Origin of the sequence: Ottowia sp. (genome assembly GCF_035325765.1) — a bacterium.
In the GTDB taxonomy this organism is placed as follows: Bacteria; Pseudomonadota; Gammaproteobacteria; order Burkholderiales; family Burkholderiaceae_C; genus Ottowia.
In genome coordinates this window covers 1-18792 of record NZ_DAOKZG010000032.1, presented here as the reverse complement: position 1 = coordinate 18792, position 18792 = coordinate 1, and the positions used below count along the sequence as shown (strand labels likewise).

The following is an 18792-nucleotide window of genomic DNA, read 5'->3' as shown; positions in this document are numbered from 1 at the left end:
CTTCACCACGACCCATCCGCCCCATGTCGTTCGGCCTGCCCATTCCGCTGCAGACGGTGCTGCTGCTGATTGCCAGCAACGTCTTCATGACCTTTGCCTGGTATGGCCATCTGCGCAACCTGGCGACCGCACCGTGGCATGTGGCGGCGCTGCTGTCCTGGGGCATCGCGCTGTTCGAGTACCTGCTGCAGGTGCCGGCCAACCGCATCGGCCACCAGCAATTCAGCGTGGCCCAGCTGAAGATCCTGCAGGAGGTGATCACCCTCACCGTATTCGTGCCGTTCGCCTGGCTCTACCTGAAGGAACCGATCAGGCTGGACTACCTGTGGGCGGCGTTGTGCATGCTGGGCGCCGTCTATTTCATCTTCCGTGGCGGTTGAGGCACGCGGCCTGGCCCGTCCGGCACGGTAAACTCCACCCATCGGTTTCCGACCGCTCCCCGTCACTGCGCTCACGCGCGATCCGGACACGTCACCCCGCGCCATGCTGTTCAGCAAGCTGCTGCCCAAGGAGGGCAATTTTTTCGAGCTCTTCAACCAGCACGCGGACTGCATCGTCGAGGCTGCCCAGGCCTTCGACAGCCTGGTGACGCACTATGGCGACCCGCTGCTGCGCGAGAAGTACAACAGCGAGGTCGATCAGGCCGAGCGCGCCGCCGACCGCGTCACGCATGAAGTCAACCGGCTCATCCACACCACGTTCATCACGCCGATCGACCGCGAACAGATCCACGCCCTGATCAACATCATGGACGACGTCGCCGACCTGCTGCAGGACTCGGCCGAGACCATGGCGCTGTACGACGTGCACCACATGACCGACGAGATCCGGCGCCTGACCGACCTGTCGGTCAAGTGCTGCGAGCGCGTGCAGGCGGCAGTGCGCCTGCTGGCGCGCATCGGCGAACCGGCGGTGGCCGATGCCACGCTCAAGATCTGCGAGGAGATCGACGAACTCGAAGCCGACGCCGACCGCGTCATGCGCAGTGCCATGAGCTGGCTGTTCCGCCACGAGCCGGACGTGCGCGAGCTGATCAAGCTGCGCGCCATCTATGAGCTGCTGGAGCTGATCACCGACCGCTGCGAGGACGTGGCCAACCAGATCGAAGGCATCGTGCTGGAAAACTCCTGAGAAGGTGATCCGGCCCGCATCGACGAGAGCTTCCCGCTGACTCCATGGAAATCGTGCAGAGCGCCCTCTGGGTCGTCGTGATGCTGGTGGCGCTGGCGCTGCTGTTCGACTTCATGAACGGCTTCCACGATGCCGCCAACTCGATCGCCACCGTCGTCTCCACCGGCGTGCTGCGGCCGTTCCAGGCGGTGGTGTTTGCCGCCTTCTTCAACGTGGCGGCGATCTTCGTGTTTCACCTCAGCGTCGCCGCGATGGTGGGCAAGGGAATCGTCGAACCGGACGTGGTCGATGTGCACGTGGTGTTTGGCGCCCTGGTGGGCGCCATCGCCTGGAACGTCGTGACCTGGTACTACGGCATCCCGAGCAGCTCGTCGCACGCGCTGATCGGAGGCATCGTTGGCGCCGCCACCGCCAAGGCGGGCACGGACGTGTTGCTGGTCGCCGGCATCCTGAAGATCGTCGCCTTCATCTTCGTCTCGCCGTTCCTCGGCTACGTGCTCGGCTCGCTGATGATGGTCGTGGTGGCCTGGGTGTTCCGGCGCACGCGGCCGCTGCGCGTGGAGCGCTGGTTCCGCCGCCTGCAACTGCTTTCCGCCGGTGCCTACAGCCTGGGCCACGGCGGCAACGACGCACAGAAGACGATCGGCATCATCTGGTTGCTGCTGATCGCCACCGGCTACAGCAGCACGGCCGCGGACCTGCCGCCCACCTGGGTGATCGTCAGCTGCTACCTGGCGATCGGCCTGGGCACGATGTTCGGCGGCTGGCGCATCGTGCGCACCATGGGGCAGAAGATCACCAAGCTCAAGCCGGTGGGCGGCTTCTGCGCCGAGACCGGGGGCGCGCTCACGCTGTTCCTGGCGTCGGCGCTGGGCATCCCGGTCTCGACCACGCACACCATCACCGGCGCCATCGTCGGTGTCGGCTCGACCCAGCGCGCCTCGGCCGTGCGCTGGGGCGTGGCCGGCAACATCGTCTGGGCCTGGATTCTCACCATTCCGGCCAGCGCCTTCGTCGCCGCACTGGCCTACTGGATCAGCGGCCTGCTGTTCTGAGACTTGGCGAGCGTTGCACCGAGCGTGGGGCGGCCCCTGCCGCGGCCAGCCCGGGCGAGCAGCATCCGATGCGCGCTCACTCCTGCTGCGACATCTTTCGACCTTCCTCGATCTGGTATTCGTAGTAGCGCTGGAAGCTGAACGCGATGGTCGCCATCAGCACCGTCGTGCCGATCAGCAGCGAGCCGGCCGTGCCGAACACGGTCAACCAGTTGGTGCGTCCTGGCGGGGCGTCGGCCGGGACCTGCGGGTTGAAGCGTGCATTCCACTTTTCGGGCGTCATCAGGCCATAGACGATCGCCGTCAGCGCGCAGGCCGCGAAGGTGAATCCGAACATGGGAATCAGCAGCCAGCTCCAGTGGTCGTCCTGCCCGAACTGCTGCACGCGCTCGATGCCGTAGATGCCCAGTGCGGTCGGGATCGGCAGCAGCCATCCAAGCCAGTCGCCCAGGCCCCGCAGGTAGAAGCGGTGCAGCCCGAGCGGCCCCCCCAGGAAGGCCAGCCAGGTGGCAACGGTCTTGTTCTTGGTGCGCATCGATGAGCCGGCTCCAGCAGTCTGGTGATTTGTTTCTGTTCGAGACGAAGCTATAATCATAGGCTTTTCGATGTGTCGCTGGCCGGGTGGCCATGTCGCGTGTCTCAGCATCGAAGGAAACCGGGCTGCCGGCAACCCCGCGCCGTCCGGCCCAACCACCCACAGGATATCCAAACCACCATGGTCGTGATTCGTCTTTCCCGCGGCGGCGCCAAGGCCCGTCCCTTCTACAGCATCGTGGTTGCCGACAAGCGCGTGCGGCGCGATGGCCGCTTCATCGAGCGCATCGGTTTCTACAACCCGAGCGCGGTCGAGGGCCAGGAAGGCCTGCGCATCGAGCAGGACCGGCTCAACTACTGGCGTGGCGTCGGCGCCCAGCCGTCGCCCACGGTCGAGCGCCTGGTTCGCCAGGCGGCCGCCAAGGCCGCGCCCGCGGCGGCCTGAGCCATCCGTCCCTCCGGATGGAGCCGCTGCCCGAGCCGGCCTCGTTGCCGGCCGACGCGGTCGAAGTCGGGCGTGTGCGCGGTGCCTGGGGCATCCGCGGCTGGTTCAGCGTCCAACCCTACAGCGCCTCGCCCGAGGCGCTTTTTTCCGCGCGCCGCTGGTACCTCGAACCGTCCGAACGCGGCGCCCGGCCGGGGTTTCCGGAAGCTGTCGCGCTGGACATTGCGCAGGCGCGGGCCCATGGCGATGGCCTGGTGGCCAAGGCGCAGCAGGTGGACGATCGAGATGCCGCCGAAGCGCTCAAGGGCGCACGCATCTTCGTCGCGCGCGCCGATTTCCCGCCCTTGCCCGAGGACGAGTATTACTGGGTCGACCTGATCGGGCTGGCGGTGGTGAACCGCGAGGGCCTGCAGTTGGGCGAGGTGGTTGACCTGCTCGCCACCGGACCCCAGCAGACGCTGGTCTTGCAGCAGCTGGTGGCCGGCAAGACGGTCGAGCGCCTGATTCCCTTCGTCAGCGCCTACGTCGATGCCGTGGATCTGCAGGAGCGCCGGATCCGCGTCGACTGGCAGCCGGATTATTGAACGGCGGTCTCGACAGTGAAGTGCAACACCCGGTCTCGGGGACGCGGCAGGCGCGTGCCTGCAAGGACGAGAAACGCTGCATGGCGCGGCGAGTGCGGTGCTGGCGAGCGCGTCCAACCGCCGTTTTTTGACTGAACACGGCGGGCTTGACCTCGGCCTTGCTCTCCCGTCTGCCCCGATCCATCAATTACGCGCTCCAGGATGGCAGGGGAGCCCTCGGCCATGGCGCCGTCGCGGGCGTCGCCCACCGTTCCCGTCGAGGGCCACGTGCCCATTCCCTGGCAGTGCTGGCCGAAGCCGGCGCCCGCGCTCCTAACCGCCCAGGTAGGCCTTGCGCACCGCGTCGTTCTTCAGCAGGTTGGCGCCGGTGTCTTCCAGCACCAGGCGGCCGTTTTCCAGCACGTAGCCGCGGTCGGCGATCTGCAGTGCCTTGTTCGCGTTCTGCTCGACCAGGAACACGGTCACGCCTTCCTGGCGCACGGTCAGGATGATCTCGAAGATCTGGGCGATGATGAGGGGCGCCAGCCCGAGCGTGGGTTCGTCCAGCAGCAGCAGGCGCGGCTTGCTCATGAGCGCGCGGCCGATCGCCAGCATCTGCTGCTCGCCGCCCGAGAGCGTGCCGGCGCGCTGCGCGGCGCGCTCGCGCAGGCGGGGAAACAGCTCGAACACATGATCGATGCCGGTCTGGATCTCGCCCTTGTCGAGGAAGAAGCCGCCCATCTGCAGGTTCTCGGTCACCGTCAGCGCCGGGAACACGCGCCGGCCCTCGGGCGAGACGGCAATGCCCTTGCGCATGATGTGGTGCGAGGGCAGGGTGGTGATGTCCTCGCCTTCCAGGTAGACGTGGCCCCCGCTGGCGCGCGGGTTGCCGCACACCGTCATCAGGAGCGAGGTCTTGCCGGCCCCGTTCGAGCCGATCAGCGAGACGATCTCGCCCTGGTTGACGTGCAGGCTGACCTGGTTGACGGCGCAGATGGCGCCGTAGTGCGTGCTCAGCTCCTTCACTTCCAGCATTGCCGCCATCATTCTTCTCCCAGGTAGGCCTTGATGACCCGCTGGTCGCTCTGGATCGCCTCCGGCACGTCGAGCGCGATCGGGCGCCCATGCTCCATCACCAGGATGCGCTCGGACACGCCCATCACCAGGCTCATGTCGTGCTCGATCAGCAGCACCGACAGGTCGTACTGCTGGCGCAGCTGCTGGATCAGGCCCTGCAGTTCCTTCTTCTCCTGCGGGTTCAGGCCGGCCGCGGGCTCGTCCAGCATCAGCACGCGCGGCTCGGTGACCATGCAGCGCGCGATCTCCAGGCGTCGCTGGTGGCCGTAGGCGAGGTTGCCGGCGGGCCGGTTCGCGAATTCGCGCAGTTCCATGTAGTCGAGCCAATGCAGGGCGCGCTCGAGCGCCCTTTTCTCGCTTTCGCGGTAGGCCCGGGTCTTGAACAGGCCCGCCGGCAGCGAGGTCTTCAGGTGGCGGTGCTGCGCCACCAGCAGGTTCTCCAGCGCCGTCATGGTCTTGAACAGGCGCACGTTCTGAAAGGTGCGCACCACGCCGTGGCGTGCCACCGTGTGGCTGCCCAGGCCGGCGATTTCGCGTCCCTGCAGGCGGATGCGGCCCGTGGTGGGCCTGTAGAAGCCGCTGATGCAGTTGAAGACCGTGGTCTTGCCGGCACCGTTCGGGCCGATGATGGCGAAGATCTCGCGCTCCTTCACGCCAAATTCGATGCCGTCGACGGCCAGCAGGCCGCCGAAGCGCATGCTCAGGCCCTCGACCTCGAGGAAGTGCTCGCCGGCCATCACGAGACCTCCACGTGGCGCCGTTTCATCGGCAGCAGGCCCTGCGGGCGCCAGACCATCATGACGATCATCACCAGGCCGAACACCAGCATGCGGTATTCGGAGAACTCGCGCGCGAACTCGGGCAGCACGGTGATCAGGATGGCCGCCAGGATCACGCCGAGCTGCGAGCCCATGCCGCCCAGCACGACGATGGCCAGGATCAGCGCCGACTCGATGAAGGTGAAGGATTCGGGGTTGACGATGCCCTGGCGGGCGGCAAAGAAGGCCCCGCCGAAGCCGGCGAACATGGCGCCCATGGTGAAGGCGGAGAGCTTGATGTTCATCGGGCTCAGGCCGAGCGAGCGGCAGGCGATCTCGTCCTCGCGCAGTGCCTCCAAGGCGCGGCCGATCGGCATGCGCAGCAGGCGGTTCGAGAACCACAGCGTGACGACGGCCAGCGTCAGCGCCATCAGGTAGAGGAAGATCACCATGTGCATCGAGTTGAACTCGAGGCCGAGGAACTGGTGGAAGGTGGTGGCGCCCTCGGCGCTGGCGCTGCGCGCCATCTCCAGGCCGAACACCGAGGGCTTGGGCAGGCCCGAGATGCCGTCCGGTCCGCCGGTGAAGCCCGTCAGGTTGACCAGCAGCAGCCGGATGATCTCGCCGAAGCCCAGCGTGACGATGGCCAGGTAGTCGCCGCGCAGCCGAAGCACCGGAAAACCGAGGATGAAGCCGAACAGCGCCGACATGGCGCCCGTCAGCGGCAGCGCCTGCCAGAAGCTCCAGCCCGCCCAGTGGTAGAGCAGGGCGAAGGTGTAGGCGCCGGTGGCGTAGAACCCGACGAACCCCAGGTCGAGCAGGCCGGCAAAGCCGACCACGATGTTCAGGCCCAGGCCCAGCATGACGTAGATCAGCGCCAGCGTGGCGATGTCCACCGCGTTGCGCCCGGCCATGAAGGGCCAGCTCACGGCCACCAGCAGCACCACGGTGAGCACCAGGCTGCGATGTCGATCGGGGATCGCCGGCAGCGTCGGCCAGGGGATGCGGCGCGTGGTGTGGCCCGTGATCCAGGGGCGTGCGAACTGCACCAGGAATACCGCCAGGCAGGCCCAGGCGACCTTGTCCCACTGCGGGTCGATGACGGTGCGCGCGCCCATGCGCTCCAGCCGCAGCCCGAAGATCGGCCCCACCAGCAGGGCCGTGATGATGGTGGCGCCCAGCGCGAGCGACAGATTCTGGCGCCAGTTCGGGCGCAGCTTGGGGGTCATGTTCGTGGCCATCAGACCTTCTCCACTTCCGGCTTGCCCAGCAGGCCGCTCGGGCGCACCAGCAGCACCAGCACCAGCACGGTGAAGGCCACGATGTCCTTGTACTCGGACGAGATGTAGGCCGCAGCCAGGGTTTCGGCGATGCCCAGCAGCACGCCGCCCAGCATGGCGCCGGGGATCGAGCCGATGCCGCCGAGCACCGCGGCCGTGAAGGCCTTGATGCCGGCGATGAAGCCGATGAAGGGATTGAGCTTGCCGACCGCCAGCGCGATCAGGATGCCGCCGACGGCGGCCAGCATGGCACCCAGCACGAAGGTGAACGAGATCACGCGGTTGGTGTCGATGCCCAGCAGGTTGGCCATGTGCATGTCCTGCGAGCAGGCGCGCGAGGCCCGGCCCATGCGCGAGCCGCGAATGTAGAGCGTCAGCAGCACCATCAGCACCACGGTGACCGCGATCACCAGCACCCGCGCGTACGGTACGAAGATCTCGAAGCCGCCGTCGCCGCCGAAGCGGAAGGCACCGGGCAGCAGCGCCGGCACGGCCATGTCGCGCGCGCCCTGTCCGAGGGCGACCCAGTTCTGCAGGAAGATCGACATGCCGATGGCCGAGATCAGCGGCACCAGGCGCGGGCTGTTGCGCAGCGGCTTGTAGGCGAGCTGGTCGACCGCGAAGCCGTAGACGCCGGTGATCAGCACGGCCGCCAGCAGCATCAGCCCGATCACCAGCCAGACCGGCAGGCCGCTGTTCACGCCCAGCGCGGACAGGGTGACCAGACCGACGTAGCCGCCGATCATGTAGATCTCGCCATGGGCGAAGTTGATCATGCCGATGATGCCGTACACCATGGTGTAGCCGATGGCGATCAGGGCGTAGATGGCACCCAGCGAGAGGCCGTTGAACAGCTGCTGGATCAGTTGCGCCAGGAAGTCAGACACGGGGAACCTCCGGATCGACGGAAGAGGGCGGAGCCGCCGCGGACCCCGCAACAAGCAACGCCCCGGCGTGGCTTCCCGCTTGTGGCCGGGAGGCGCCGGGGCGTGTGCTCATGCCCTTGACAAGGAGGCGAGACTCACTTGACGAGCGACTTGCTGCCGTCCTTGTGCCATTCGAAGACCTCGAATTCGAACGCCTTCAGGTCGCCCTTGCTGTCCCAGGCGACCGAGCCGATCGGCGTCTCGAACGTGGTCTTGTGCAAGTAGTCCGCCACCTTGGCGGCATCGTCGCCGACGGCCTTGACACTGTCGAGGATGACCTGGGTCGCGGCATAGGCGGTCAGCTGGAAGGCGCCCGAGGGATCACGCTTCTTGTCCTTGAAGGCCTTGACGATGGCGGCGTTCTTGGGGTTGGTCGAGAAGTCGGCCGGCAGCGTGAGCAGCATGCCTTCCACGGCCGGACCGGCAATCGCGTTGATCTCCGGATTGCCGACACCCTCGGGGCCCATCATCTTGACCTTCAGGCCCTGCTCGCCGGCCTGGCGCAGCAGCAGGCCCATCTCGGGGTGGTAGCCGCCGTAGTAGACGAAGTCCACGCCCGCGCTCTTGAGCTTGGTGATGACGGCCGAGTAGTCGCTGTCGCCGGCATTGATGCCCTCGAACAGCACCACGTCGATACCCGCCTTCTTCAGGTCGTCGCGCACGTTGGCGGCGATGCCCTGGCCGTAGGACTGCTTGTCGTGCAGCACGGCGACTTTCTTCGGCTTGATCTTCTCGGCGATGAACTTGGCGGCCGACGGGCCCTGCTGGTCGTCACGACCGATGGTGCGGAAGATGAAGTGGAAGTTCTTGCCGTCGGTCAGGTTGGGCGAGGTGGCCGAGGGCGTCACCACGACCACGCCTTCGTTGTTGTAGATCGGCGCGGCGGCGATGGCGGCACCCGAGCATACCGGGCCGACCACGTAGTGAATCTTGTCGTTGACCACGCGGTTGGCGGCCACCGGGCCCTGCTTGGGCTCGCAGGCGTCGTCGACGACGACGGTCTCGACTTGCTTGCCGTTCACGCCGCCGGCGGCGTTGACCATCTCGACGGCCGTGGTCACGCCCTCCTTGACCATGTCGCCGTACTGCGTCAGCGGCCCGGTGGCGGGAATCACCATCGCGATCTTGATCTGCGCGTGAGCGGCAGAGAACGCGAGCAGGCCGGCCACGCCCAGGGCGGCGGCGACGGTCTTCATGCGAAAGGATGGGGTCATGGAATCTCTCTTCAGCTTGACAGGTTGGAAATCAGGTCTGGGCACGAACCAACCGTCCGGCGCCCGGCCTGGCCAGAACCGCAAGTCTACTGTCTTCTGGCCTGAAATCGAATCAGGCAAACCCGAGCAGGGGCGGGCGCTTGACGGTGGCACGGGGCCGGGCGCTGCCAGCGGCAGCGCCACGCAGCCGCCACTGCGTGCGGATAATCGGGCCATTCATGTCCGCGCCGCCGTCCATTCCCACCGCGCCCACGATCGAGTTTCCCGCCGAGTTGCCGGTCAGCGCGCGCCGCGCCGAGATCGAGGATGCGCTGCGTGCCCACCCGGTGGTCATCGTCTGCGGCGAGACGGGTTCGGGCAAGACCACGCAACTGCCCAAGATCGCGCTCGCGCTCGGGCGCGGGCGGCAGCCCGTGAAGCCGGGCGAGCGCGGCCGCCTGATCGGCCACACCCAGCCGCGGCGCATCGCCGCCAGCAGCGTGGCACGGCGCATCGCCGAGGAACTGAAGACGCCGCTGGGCGAGGTGGTGGGCTACAAGGTGCGCTTCCAGGACCGGCTCGCTCCGGGCGCCACGATCAAGCTGATGACCGACGGCATCCTGCTGGCCGAGACCCAGACCGATCCGCTGCTGCAGGCCTACGACACCCTGATCATCGACGAGGCGCACGAGCGCAGCCTGAACATCGACTTCCTGCTCGGCTACCTGAAGCAGATCCTGCCGCGGCGCCCGGACCTCAAGCTGATCATCACCTCGGCCACCATCGACGCCGATCGCTTCGCGCGCCACTTCGCCGACGCCAGCGGGCGGCCGGCGCCGGTGCTGCAGGTCTCGGGCCGCATGTACCCGGTCGAGCAGCGCTGGCGACCGTTCGAGGAAAGCCGCGACCACGATCTGAACGACGCCATCGCCGAGGCCGTGGACGAGCTCTGGACCGGCCGGCCGCAAGGGGACATCCTGGTGTTCCTGCCCGGCGAGCGCGAGATCCGCGAGGCCGCCGACCATCTGCGCCGCCACCTGTCGCACAGCCCGCTCACGCGCGGCGCCGAGATCCTGCCCCTGTTCGCGCGCCTGTCGCAGGCCGAACAGGATCGCGTGTTCGCGCCGCACGGCGCGCCACGCATCGTGCTGGCCACCAACGTGGCCGAGACCTCGCTCACGGTACCGGGCATCCGCTACGTCATCGATCCGGGCACGGCGCGCGTCAAGCGCTACAGCTACCGCAGCAAGGTGGAGCAGCTGCTGGTCGAGCCCATCAGCCAGGCGGCGGCCGACCAGCGCGCGGGTCGCTGCGGCCGCGTGGCGGATGGCGTCTGCATCCGGCTCTACGACGAGCAGGACTTCGCCGGCCGCCCGCGGTTCACCGACCCGGAGATCCTGCGCTCCTCGCTGGCGGCCGTGATCCTGCGCATGAAGAGCCTGCGCCTGGGCGGCAGCGGCGGGCGCGTGGAGGACTTCCCGTTCCTCGACGCGCCCTCGGGCCGCGCCATCGCCGATGGCGTGCAGCTGCTGCAGGAACTCGGCGCGCTGGACGAGGCGCAGCAGCTCACGCCGCTCGGCCTGGAGCTGGCGCGCCTGCCGCTGGATCCGCGCGTCGGCCGCATGATCCTGGAAGCGCGCCAGCGCGGCGCCCTGCGCGAGGTGCTGGTGATCGCCGCCGCGCTGAGCGTGCCCGACGTGCGCGACCGGCCGCTGGACAGCCAGGCCCAGGCCGACCAGGCGCATGCCAAGTTCGACGATGAGAAAAGCGAGTTTTCCGGCTACCTGCGCCTGTGGCACTCGCTGCACGACGCGCGCGGAGGCGGGCCGGTGGCCCGGACCCGTGCCGAGATGGCCGCGCGCGAGGGCCGGGTTGCCGGCAGACCGGTCAACCTGGCCGCGCTGCCACCGGCGCAGCGTGCCGCGCTGGCGTTGCGGCAGGCGCGCGCGGCGCTGGACGCGGGCAGCGGCGATGGCGGCGTCGCGCCGGCCCGCAAGCTCAGCAACCGTCAGTGGGAAGGCCTGCTGCGCCAGAACTTCATCAGCGTGCGCCGCGTGCGCGAGTGGCGCGACGTCCACGCCCAGCTGCACACCGTGGTGGCCGATCAGCGTTGGGTCGAGAACACCCGGCCCTGCGGCTACGAGGCCTTGCACAAGTCGCTGCTTGCCGGCCTGCTGGGCAACGTGGGCTGCAGGCTGGAAGGCAACGGCGCGCAGAGCGGTGAGTATCTGGGCGCGCGTGGCATCAAGTTTCACCGCCATCCCGGCGCGCACCTGAGCAAGCGTCCGGGCAAGTGGATCATGTGCGCCGAGCTGGTGGAGACGACGCGCCTGTTCGGCCGTGGCATCGCGACGATCGAGCCGCCGTGGCTGGAGGAGATTGGCGCGCACCTGCTGAAGAAGCAGCTGGTCGAGCCGCACTGGGAGAAGAAGGCGCAGGACGTGATTGCCTTCGAGCGCGCGACGCTCCATGGCCTGCTGGTCTACAGCGGCCGGCGCAGGAGCTACGGCGCGGCCGATCCGCAGGGCGCGCGCGAGATCTTCATCCGCGAGGCACTGGTCGGCGGCGAGTGGCCCGATGAGTGGGCGCGGCGCCTGCCGTTCCTGGCGGCCAACCTGAGAACCATTGCCCAGGTCGAGGAGCTGGAACACAAGAGCCGGCGTCAGGACGTGCTGGTGGACGAGGCGCTGATCCACGCCTTCTACGACAGCCAGGTCCCCCAGGGCATCAGCAACGGGCGCGACTTCGAGCGCTGGTGGCGCGAGGCGAGCCGTGCCGATCCCGGCCTGCTGCGCCTGACCCGCGAGGAGCTCATGCGGCACGAGGCGGCGGGCATCACCACCGCGGCGTTCCCGAAGATGGTGCGCCTGGGCGGCGTCGACTGCGCCGCCAGCTACCTGCACGCGCCGGGCGATGCCCGTGACGGCGTGACCGTGACGGTGCCGCTGTTCGTGCTGAACCAGGTCAGCGAGGCGCGCTGCGAGTGGCTGGTGCCGGGCATGCTGAAGGACAAGATCCAGGCGCTGCTCAAGAGCCTGCCGCAGAAGCCGCGGAGCCGCTTCGTGCCGCTGCCGGCGAGCGCGGCCCTGCTGGCCGAGGCCCTGGGCGCGCCCGAGGCCTTTGGCCAGGGCAGCCTGCTCGACGCCCTGCTGGCCCGGGTGCGCGAGGTCACCAGCCTGCCTGTCGCGCGTACCGACTTCAAGCTCGACATGGTGCCAGCGCACTTGTTCATGAACTTCCGCGTGGTCGATGAACACGGTCGCCAGCGCGGCACGGGGCGCAACCTGGCGGCGCTGAAGGCCGAACTGGGTGGCGAGGCGCGCGGCGCGTTCCAGGCACTGGCGGCGCTCAAGAGCGTCCGGCCCGCGCGCCCGGGCGCGCCGTCCGACGCGCCGGCGCCCGTCGCCGCGGCTGTCCCGGCCACGGCCGAAGCCCGTCCGCTGCTGTCGGCCGAGACGCGCTACACCGGCTGGGACTTCGGGGAACTGCCCGAGCTGATGGAAATCCGGCGCAAGGGCCAGGTCCTGATCGGCTTCCCGGCGCTGGTCGACCAGGGCGATGCTGTTGTCATCGAGGTGTTTGACGAACCCGAAATCGCCGCCGCCCGGCACCGCCAGGGGCTGCGGCGCCTGTTCGCGCTGCAAGTGCGTGACGGACTGAAGTACCTGGAAAAAAACGTGCCCGACCTGCAGAAGATGGCCGTGGCCTACCTGCAGGTCGGACGCACGCCCGATGGCGCCGGTGGCGGCACGGCCGAGGAGTTGCGCCAGCAGATCATCGACGTGGCACTGGAGCGCGCCTTCCTTGCCGAGCCGTTGCCGGCCACGCGGGAAGAGTTCGCGCGCCGCGCCGCGGAGGGGCGCGCGCGCCTGGCCCTGATCGCCGGTGAGGTGGCGCGTCTGGCGGGCACCATCCTGGCCGAGCACGCGGCGGTCCTGCGCAAGCTGCGCGACACCCGGGGTGCCGCCGACGCCGTGCGCGACGCCACCGAGCAACTGCAGCGCCTGGTGCCCAGGGATTTCCTCACGGCCACGCCCTGGGCCGCGCTGCAGCATTTCCCGCGCTACCTGAGGGCCATCGTGCTGCGCATGGACAAGCTGCGCGCCGACCCGGTGCGCGACGCCGGGCGCATGGGCGAGGCGCGCGCGCAGGAGCAGCGTTTCTGGCGCGTGGTGGCGGCGCGCAAGGGCCAGCAGGACGCGCGACTGCAGGAATTGCGCTGGTTGCTGGAGGAACTGCGCGTGAGCCTGTTTGCCCAGGAGCTGCGCACGGCGCAGCCGGTCAGTGGGAAACGGTTGGAGAAGATCTGGGGGCAACTGGGCTTGCAGGGAATGTGAGAACTTGTGCTATAAATCGCGACTCCATGATATACATCATGTAACACTTTTCCTTCCCATTGCAAGAAATCAAGGCATGTCAACCCAGGCAACCGTGGCGTTTTTTGATCTGTCAACCAGTTCATCGGCGTTTGACGTCGTCAAGAACAATCTGGTGGCAGAGACGTTTTCTCAAATGACCGATTGGGTCGGGCGAATCTGTACGGCATATGGCGGGACCGAAATCAGAGTCCTGGAAAACGGTCTGGTGGCGGAGTTTCCTGTTCCGATATTGGGGTTGAGTGCATCCGTTTATGTCAAGGCAGATTTCGAATCGCAATTGTCCCGGCATCGGGAGCATGCCGCATTGCTTGGCAAATGGCCGGAGGATCTTGACATGCAGATCAAGATCGGGCTGGCGCACGGTCTGGTCGAAAGGATAAGAGGCGAAAATTTCCAGGCCATCATGAATTCATCTGCACACCTGTCAAGAATGGCAAGCATCGAGGGAATATTGGCGGATGAATCCTTCATAAGAAACGGACTGAACCAACATTGGGACGATCCGGCCGAAGTATTGCGCGACCAGACTGCGCGGGTGTTGAGCCCGGCAGAGGTGAAATACCGTTCGTTGGGCCATGTCAGTCTGCCAGGGTTCGAACAGCAGCGCGAAGCGTTTCAGATCCTGTGGCGGCCGAGTCTGGCCAACGCCTTGACGGTTCCCAGTCTTCTGGAGGAAGAGGAGCCTGTTGATCGAGGAGTGCGAAGGATCAAGCTCGGTTGGCTGGGGGAAGAGAAGACATTTGAAATTGGAAAGGGTTGCGTGCATGTTGGGCGAAGCGTCGAAAACGACTTCGTCGTGGGCGATAATCGGGTTTCAAGAGAGCATGTCCAGATTCGCTGTGTGGATGGTGATCTCATTCTCGTGGATATGAGTCGATACGGGACTTTTGTCAGATTTGATGGGGAATCCAATGTGATGCAACTGAAGCGAACCGCCTGTTCGCTGTTGTCCAGGGGTGAGATGGCATTGGGTGGAAATTTTACCGACTATAGTACGACGGTTGTTTCGTTCGAGACGGATCCCTGAGCAGATTTGAATATGAATGTCGATTCGAACCGAAGGCGGTGCCCCTGACGCCTCTTCGCCGCAGGAGAACAGTCCCGATGCTTTTCTCCTGTTGGCTGCCGGGGCACTGATGGCGCCCGGCCCGAGGGCAGCACGAAGGGACATGGGATGCTGGGTGCGGCGGCAATGTTCGTCGCAATGCTGATGCGTGCCAGATCGACCGGGTTCGAATCGGGGAGCACGTTGGATCCATGGCAGGCGGCGGGAAGGGTGCGGGCGGGTGGTGCGGCGGGCATCGCGTCTTCGCCGATGCCCCCGCATTCGCCGTACACCCTGGGCGCGTGAACCCGTGGCGGGGAGTTGCGGACGGGCGCGCCGCGTGGTTGCAGTGGCTTCGATGGGCTCGAGACGGGAGGGGCGGGGCGCCCGGACGGGGCGACGATCCCGGCGGGGCCGCACGCCCGATGTCACCGTCAAGGGCGCAGGGGCGCGCAGTGGCGATTGCCAGACGGGTCTGGGTGCGCGCCGGCGCGCGACCGCGAGGCGCGTCCTGTCGAGACCTTTTTCCAACTTCCACAAGTGCCGGACGGGGCGATACACCACCAGACCAGTTGCCTGCGAGTCGGCCTGTCCACCGCGGTTCGGCGTGCCATGCGGGCCGAAAGTGTGAACAGATTGCACAAAATGGGGTTTCAGCTGGGTTAACAAAACGTGACGAACGGGCGAGAATCGTTCGATAAGCGGAAATGCGCGCTCGCCGCGCAGCAGGACAACCCACAGACACACATGGAGACCCATCCCACCATCGCCTTCATGGACCTGAGCGGCAGCTCGGCAGCGTACGAGGCGTTTGGCAACGCCCGCGTCGCAGCCGTCGTCTCGAAGATCACGCGCTGGATCGGTCAGGTGAGCCAGGCGCATGGCGGGCGCGTGGTCAAGTACCTGGGCGACGGCGTGTTGGCGCGCTTTCCCTCCGCGATCCAGGCGGTGAGTGCCACGGTATTCGTGCAACAGGGCCATATGGCGCAGGTGGGTCGGCAACCCAAGCCCTTGCGCATGGGCCTGAAGATCGGTCTGGCCAGCGGACCGGTGATCGAGATGGACGCCGATGCCTACGGCGATTCGGTCAACCTGGCGGCGCGCCTGGCCGACATGGCCGGCTCCGGCCAGATCTGGGCTGACGAATCGGTGCTGTCGCAAGTCTACGGCTGCACGCCGTCGGAGGTGACGGCTTCCAATGAGGAAGGGGTCACGCTGCTGTCCGAGAGCGCGGTGCGCTCGCGCGCGCTGGGCCGGATCCACGTGCCCGGCCTGACGCAGGAGCGCTCGGTGTTCCAGGTGTTCTGGAACGACGACGTGCCTTCGGAGTTGCTGACCGCACCGGGGCGTCTCGACACGGCCCAGTCGTTGCGCGACGGGACCAATTGCCGCATCGCGCTGAGCTGGCTCGACACCAGCAAGACCTTTGTCGCCGGGGGGCAGACGATTCGCATCGGGCGCGCGGCCGGCAGCGATTTCCTGATCGCCGATCGGCGCGTTTCGCGCCAGCATGTGCAGATCGAGTGGACTCAGGGCACCTTCCTGCTCACCGATGTCAGCAGCTTCGGCACCTGGGTCCGCTTTGCCGAGACGCCCGAGGCCGAACTGGCGTTGCGGCGCACCCAGTGCCTGCTGCATTCGACCGGCGAGATTGCACTCGGCGCCCCGTTCTCGGATTTCAGCGTGCCGGTGCTGACCTTCCAGGTGCTGGGGACGCCAGTCGCGGCCCGCGAGCAGCGCCCGCCGCTGCTGTCGCGTTCCTCTGTATGAGGTGAGGCATTCTCTGGGTCGCTGCGCTCCATCCCGCTCAAGCGAAGCGCCCGTCGAGTCTCTGCGTTCCTTCTTCCGAGGGGGCCATGCCGTGACCAGGGACGCCCCGGCCAGCGACGCCCCGATTGGCCGGCTCCGCGGCCTCCGGATCCCCTGGGCTTCATGCGTCGGGGGTGGCGCGGAGCGCGGTGGAGCAACAGATCCTGGTCACCCCCAGCGCGCCCACCGGTCGGGTGCGGGCGGGCGCATCCAGCCGTCCGGCTCGGGTTGAAGCGCAGCGAGGTGATGCGCCACCGGTGACCCTGGAAACTGCAGTCGGATGCACCCGCCCGTGCCTTGATGGGCGCGCCCTGCAAGGGTGAGGAGGCCGCGCGGGTGTGCCGCGCGACGCGCAACGCGGCATGGCGCGGCCAGCGCGGTGCTGGCGGGTACATGGCGCGCTCACCCGACAGGTGAGCGCCAACGAAGGATTGGAAATCAATAGCCACGCGGGTTCCGAGACGCCCGCAAGCGGTCAACTGCGGTTTCCAGGTTGACTCCAGCGCGGCCTGGCAGCGCATGCTGGCGCAGCAGGAGCGCGCCGCGTCATAGCATGTTGGCGAGGAAGGCGCGCGCGCGCTCGTGGCGTGGGCTGGCGAAGAACTCGTGCGCCGGCTGTTCGCAGGCCACCTGGCCTTCGTCCATGAAGACCACGCGATTGGCGACTTCGCGCGCGAACGCCATCTCGTGCGTGACCACCAGCATGGTCATGCGCTCGGTGGCGAGCTGGCGCATGGTGCGCAGCACCTCGCCCGTCAGTTCGGGGTCGAGCGCGCTGGTGGGTTCGTCGAACAGCAGGATTTCGGGTTGCATGGCCAGCGCCCGGGCAATCGCGACGCGCTGCTTCTGGCCGCCCGACAGGCGCGCCGGATAGGCGTCGCGCTTGTCGCCCAGGCCCACCTTGGCCAGCAGGCTTTCGGCCAGCGGCACGATGTCGGCGCGCGCCATCTTGCGCACCGTCATCGGCGCCTCGATTAGGTTGCCGAGGACCGTCAGGTGCGGAAACAGGTTGAAGTGCTGGAACACCATGCCGGTGGCCTGGCAGACGCTGCGTACCTCGCTCTCCGGCGGGTAGTGCGCGACCCCGGCCGCATCGGCGCGCGCCAGCAGCCGGCCGGCGATCTCGATCTCGCCGCGCTCCACGGTCTCCAGGTGGTTGAGGCAGCGCAGCAGGGTCGACTTGCCCGAGCCCGAGGGGCCCAGGATCGCCACCACCTCACCGCGTTCCACCGTGAGCGAGACGCCGCGGAGCACGTGCAGCGTGCCGAAGTGCTTGTGCAGGCCGGTGGCGCGCACCATCGGACGAGACAGGTCTGTCGCCAACGAATGCTGGATCATTGCCGATCTCCGGATGGTGAAGCCAGTCGGCCAGATCGCCGTGGAGCAGGCCATGCCCTCGAACGCCATGGCCGGACCCGTGCCGGGCATCGGCGTCGATGCCCCTCGAGAGAGAGGGGGCCGAGGTCCACGCTCCAGGCCTGCCTGCGCAGGCGCGGACGGGTCGAAGAGCCGTCGTCGCTGGCGCCGGGCACGTGGGCGCGCAGCGCCTCAGCGGGGTGTTCACACATGCTGCGCGTGACGCCGTTCCAGGCGCTGGAAGACCCAGGTCAGCACCAGCGTCATCAGCAGGTAGAAGACGGCGGCAACCAGGAAGGGCGTGATGCTGAAGTCGCGCTGCACGATGCCGCGCGCGGCGCGCAGCAGGTCGTTGAGCGCCAGCACGTAGATGAGCGAGGTGTCCTTGACCAGGGTGATGGTCTCGTTGGCCAGCGGCGGCAGCGTGTTGCGCCAGACCTGGGGCATGACGATGCGGCGCATGGTCTGCGCGTAGCTCATGCCCAGCGCCTTCGCGCCCTCGTACTGGCCGCGGTCGATCGACTGGATGCCGGCGCGCAGGATCTCGGCGAAGTAGGCGGCGTAGTTGAGGGTGAAGGCCACCACCGCCGAGGGGTAGTCGGGCAGACGCACTCCGACCACCGGCACGAAGGGCAGCGCGTAGTAGACGAACAACAGCTGCAGCATCAGCGGCGTGCCGCGCATCAGCCAGATGAAGCTGCTGACGGCGTGGCGCAGCGCCTGCCAGCGCGACAGCCGCGCCAGCGCCAGCGCCAGGCCGAGCGGCAGCGACAGCGCCAGGGTGACGAAGAACAGGCCCAGCGTGACCCCTGCGCCGTCGAACAGCGGCGGCAGGATGCGCAGCAGGTAGTCCATCACCGATGCGGGAGTGCTATCGGGACACGGTCAGGCGGTTGATCCAGGCCGGGTCAGGTGGCAGCGGAGCAGGCCATGCCAGCGGCAGCCGTGGCCGGGGTCCCCCTGGCCACAGGCTGCGCCTCCGACACGATACCCCCCCACGCTGCGCTGCCCCCGCAGGGGGCCCTCGCACCTTCGGGCGGCCGGACGGTGCTCAGGGGGAGGCGCAACATCGCGCAGCGAGTGGAGCCACGGGAGTGTTTCATCTCAGTTACTCCACCGCGCTTCGTGCGACCCGCATCGCATGAAACGCCACCGCACCAGAGGCCGCGGAGCAGGCCATGCCAGTGGCAGCCGTGGCCGGGGTCCCCCTGGCCACAGGCTGCGCCCCCTTGAGGGGGGAG

General features: G+C 67.6%; 16 protein-coding genes. 8 read left to right on the top strand and 8 right to left on the bottom strand.

All coding sequences use genetic code 11. The annotated features are described in order from the left end of the window. Positions 1-23 precede the first annotated feature (23 nt). The 3 genes from PKA16_RS10965 to PKA16_RS10955 all read left to right on the top strand — a co-directional run bounded on the left by PKA16_RS10965 (position 24) and on the right by PKA16_RS10955 (position 2186). Positions 24-380, top strand: coding sequence for a DMT family protein (locus PKA16_RS10965; RefSeq protein WP_324403207.1), 357 nt, complete (start codon positions 24-26; stop codon positions 378-380). Positions 381-483: 103 nt separating this feature from the next. Beyond that, complete coding sequence (locus PKA16_RS10960) at positions 484-1131, top strand: DUF47 domain-containing protein (protein WP_324403205.1); 648 nt, start codon at positions 484-486, stop codon at positions 1129-1131. A 44-nt stretch (positions 1132-1175) separates the two neighbouring features. Further along, positions 1176-2186: an inorganic phosphate transporter gene (locus tag PKA16_RS10955; protein ID WP_324403203.1), complete on the top strand. Its 1011-nt coding sequence runs from the start codon at positions 1176-1178 to the stop codon at positions 2184-2186. Between the two features lie 76 nt (positions 2187-2262). Here PKA16_RS10955 and PKA16_RS10950 read toward each other — a convergent pair whose 3' ends face one another. After that, positions 2263-2721: an NINE protein gene (locus PKA16_RS10950; protein WP_324403201.1), complete on the bottom strand. Its 459-nt coding sequence runs from the start codon at positions 2719-2721 to the stop codon at positions 2263-2265. 180 nt (positions 2722-2901) lie between these two features. On the opposite strand from PKA16_RS10950, the gene rpsP reads away from it, so the two are divergent. After that, positions 2902-3165, top strand: coding sequence for a 30S ribosomal protein S16 (gene rpsP / locus PKA16_RS10945; protein WP_324403199.1), 264 nt, complete (start codon positions 2902-2904; stop codon positions 3163-3165). A 17-nt stretch (positions 3166-3182) separates the two neighbouring features. Continuing rightward, positions 3183-3749 carry a ribosome maturation factor RimM gene (rimM, locus tag PKA16_RS10940; protein WP_324403197.1) on the top strand — a complete coding sequence of 189 codons (567 nt, stop codon included), beginning with the start codon at positions 3183-3185 and terminating at the stop codon, positions 3747-3749. Positions 3750-4061: 312 nt separating this feature from the next. Here rimM and PKA16_RS10935 read toward each other — a convergent pair whose 3' ends face one another. The 5 genes from PKA16_RS10935 to PKA16_RS10915 all read right to left on the bottom strand — a co-directional run bounded on the left by PKA16_RS10935 (position 4062) and on the right by PKA16_RS10915 (position 8983). Beyond that, on the bottom strand, positions 4062-4763 hold the full coding sequence (locus tag PKA16_RS10935; RefSeq protein ID WP_324403195.1) for an ABC transporter ATP-binding protein: 702 nt from the start codon (positions 4761-4763) through the stop codon (positions 4062-4064). 8 nt (positions 4764-4771) lie between these two features. Continuing rightward, on the bottom strand, positions 4772-5542 hold the full coding sequence (gene livG, locus PKA16_RS10930; protein ID WP_324403193.1) for a high-affinity branched-chain amino acid ABC transporter ATP-binding protein LivG: 771 nt from the start codon (positions 5540-5542) through the stop codon (positions 4772-4774). Continuing rightward, positions 5542-6792, bottom strand: coding sequence for a high-affinity branched-chain amino acid ABC transporter permease LivM (locus PKA16_RS10925; protein WP_324403236.1), 1251 nt, complete (start codon positions 6790-6792; stop codon positions 5542-5544). The genes livG and PKA16_RS10925 overlap by 1 nt, the downstream gene beginning before the upstream one ends. A gap of 11 nt (positions 6793-6803) precedes the next feature. After that, positions 6804-7730: a high-affinity branched-chain amino acid ABC transporter permease LivH gene (gene livH / locus PKA16_RS10920; protein WP_324403191.1), complete on the bottom strand. Its 927-nt coding sequence runs from the start codon at positions 7728-7730 to the stop codon at positions 6804-6806. A 134-nt stretch (positions 7731-7864) separates the two neighbouring features. Beyond that, entirely contained in the window at positions 7865-8983 is a 1119-nt protein-coding gene (locus PKA16_RS10915) for a branched-chain amino acid ABC transporter substrate-binding protein (RefSeq protein WP_324403189.1), read from the bottom strand. A 218-nt stretch (positions 8984-9201) separates the two neighbouring features. Between PKA16_RS10915 and hrpA the strand changes: the two genes are divergently transcribed. The 3 genes from hrpA (at position 9202) to PKA16_RS10900 (ending at position 16156) form a co-directional block, all read left to right on the top strand. Next, entirely contained in the window at positions 9202-13299 is a 4098-nt protein-coding gene (gene hrpA / locus PKA16_RS10910; protein ID WP_324403187.1) for an ATP-dependent RNA helicase HrpA, read from the top strand. A gap of 76 nt (positions 13300-13375) precedes the next feature. Beyond that, positions 13376-14368 carry an FHA domain-containing protein gene (locus PKA16_RS10905; RefSeq protein WP_324403185.1) on the top strand — a complete coding sequence of 331 codons (993 nt, stop codon included), beginning with the start codon at positions 13376-13378 and terminating at the stop codon, positions 14366-14368. 765 nt (positions 14369-15133) lie between these two features. Beyond that, positions 15134-16156 carry an adenylate/guanylate cyclase domain-containing protein gene (locus tag PKA16_RS10900; RefSeq protein ID WP_324403183.1) on the top strand — a complete coding sequence of 341 codons (1023 nt, stop codon included), beginning with the start codon at positions 15134-15136 and terminating at the stop codon, positions 16154-16156. Between the two features lie 585 nt (positions 16157-16741). Here PKA16_RS10900 and PKA16_RS10895 read toward each other — a convergent pair. Together PKA16_RS10895 and PKA16_RS10890 are read right to left on the bottom strand one after the other, a co-directional pair. Further along, complete coding sequence (locus tag PKA16_RS10895; protein ID WP_324403234.1) at positions 16742-17494, bottom strand: amino acid ABC transporter ATP-binding protein; 753 nt, start codon at positions 17492-17494, stop codon at positions 16742-16744. A gap of 261 nt (positions 17495-17755) precedes the next feature. Continuing rightward, positions 17756-18406, bottom strand: a complete 651-nt coding sequence (locus tag PKA16_RS10890) for an amino acid ABC transporter permease (protein WP_324403181.1) — start codon at positions 18404-18406, stop codon at positions 17756-17758. Positions 18407-18792 lie beyond the last annotated feature (386 nt).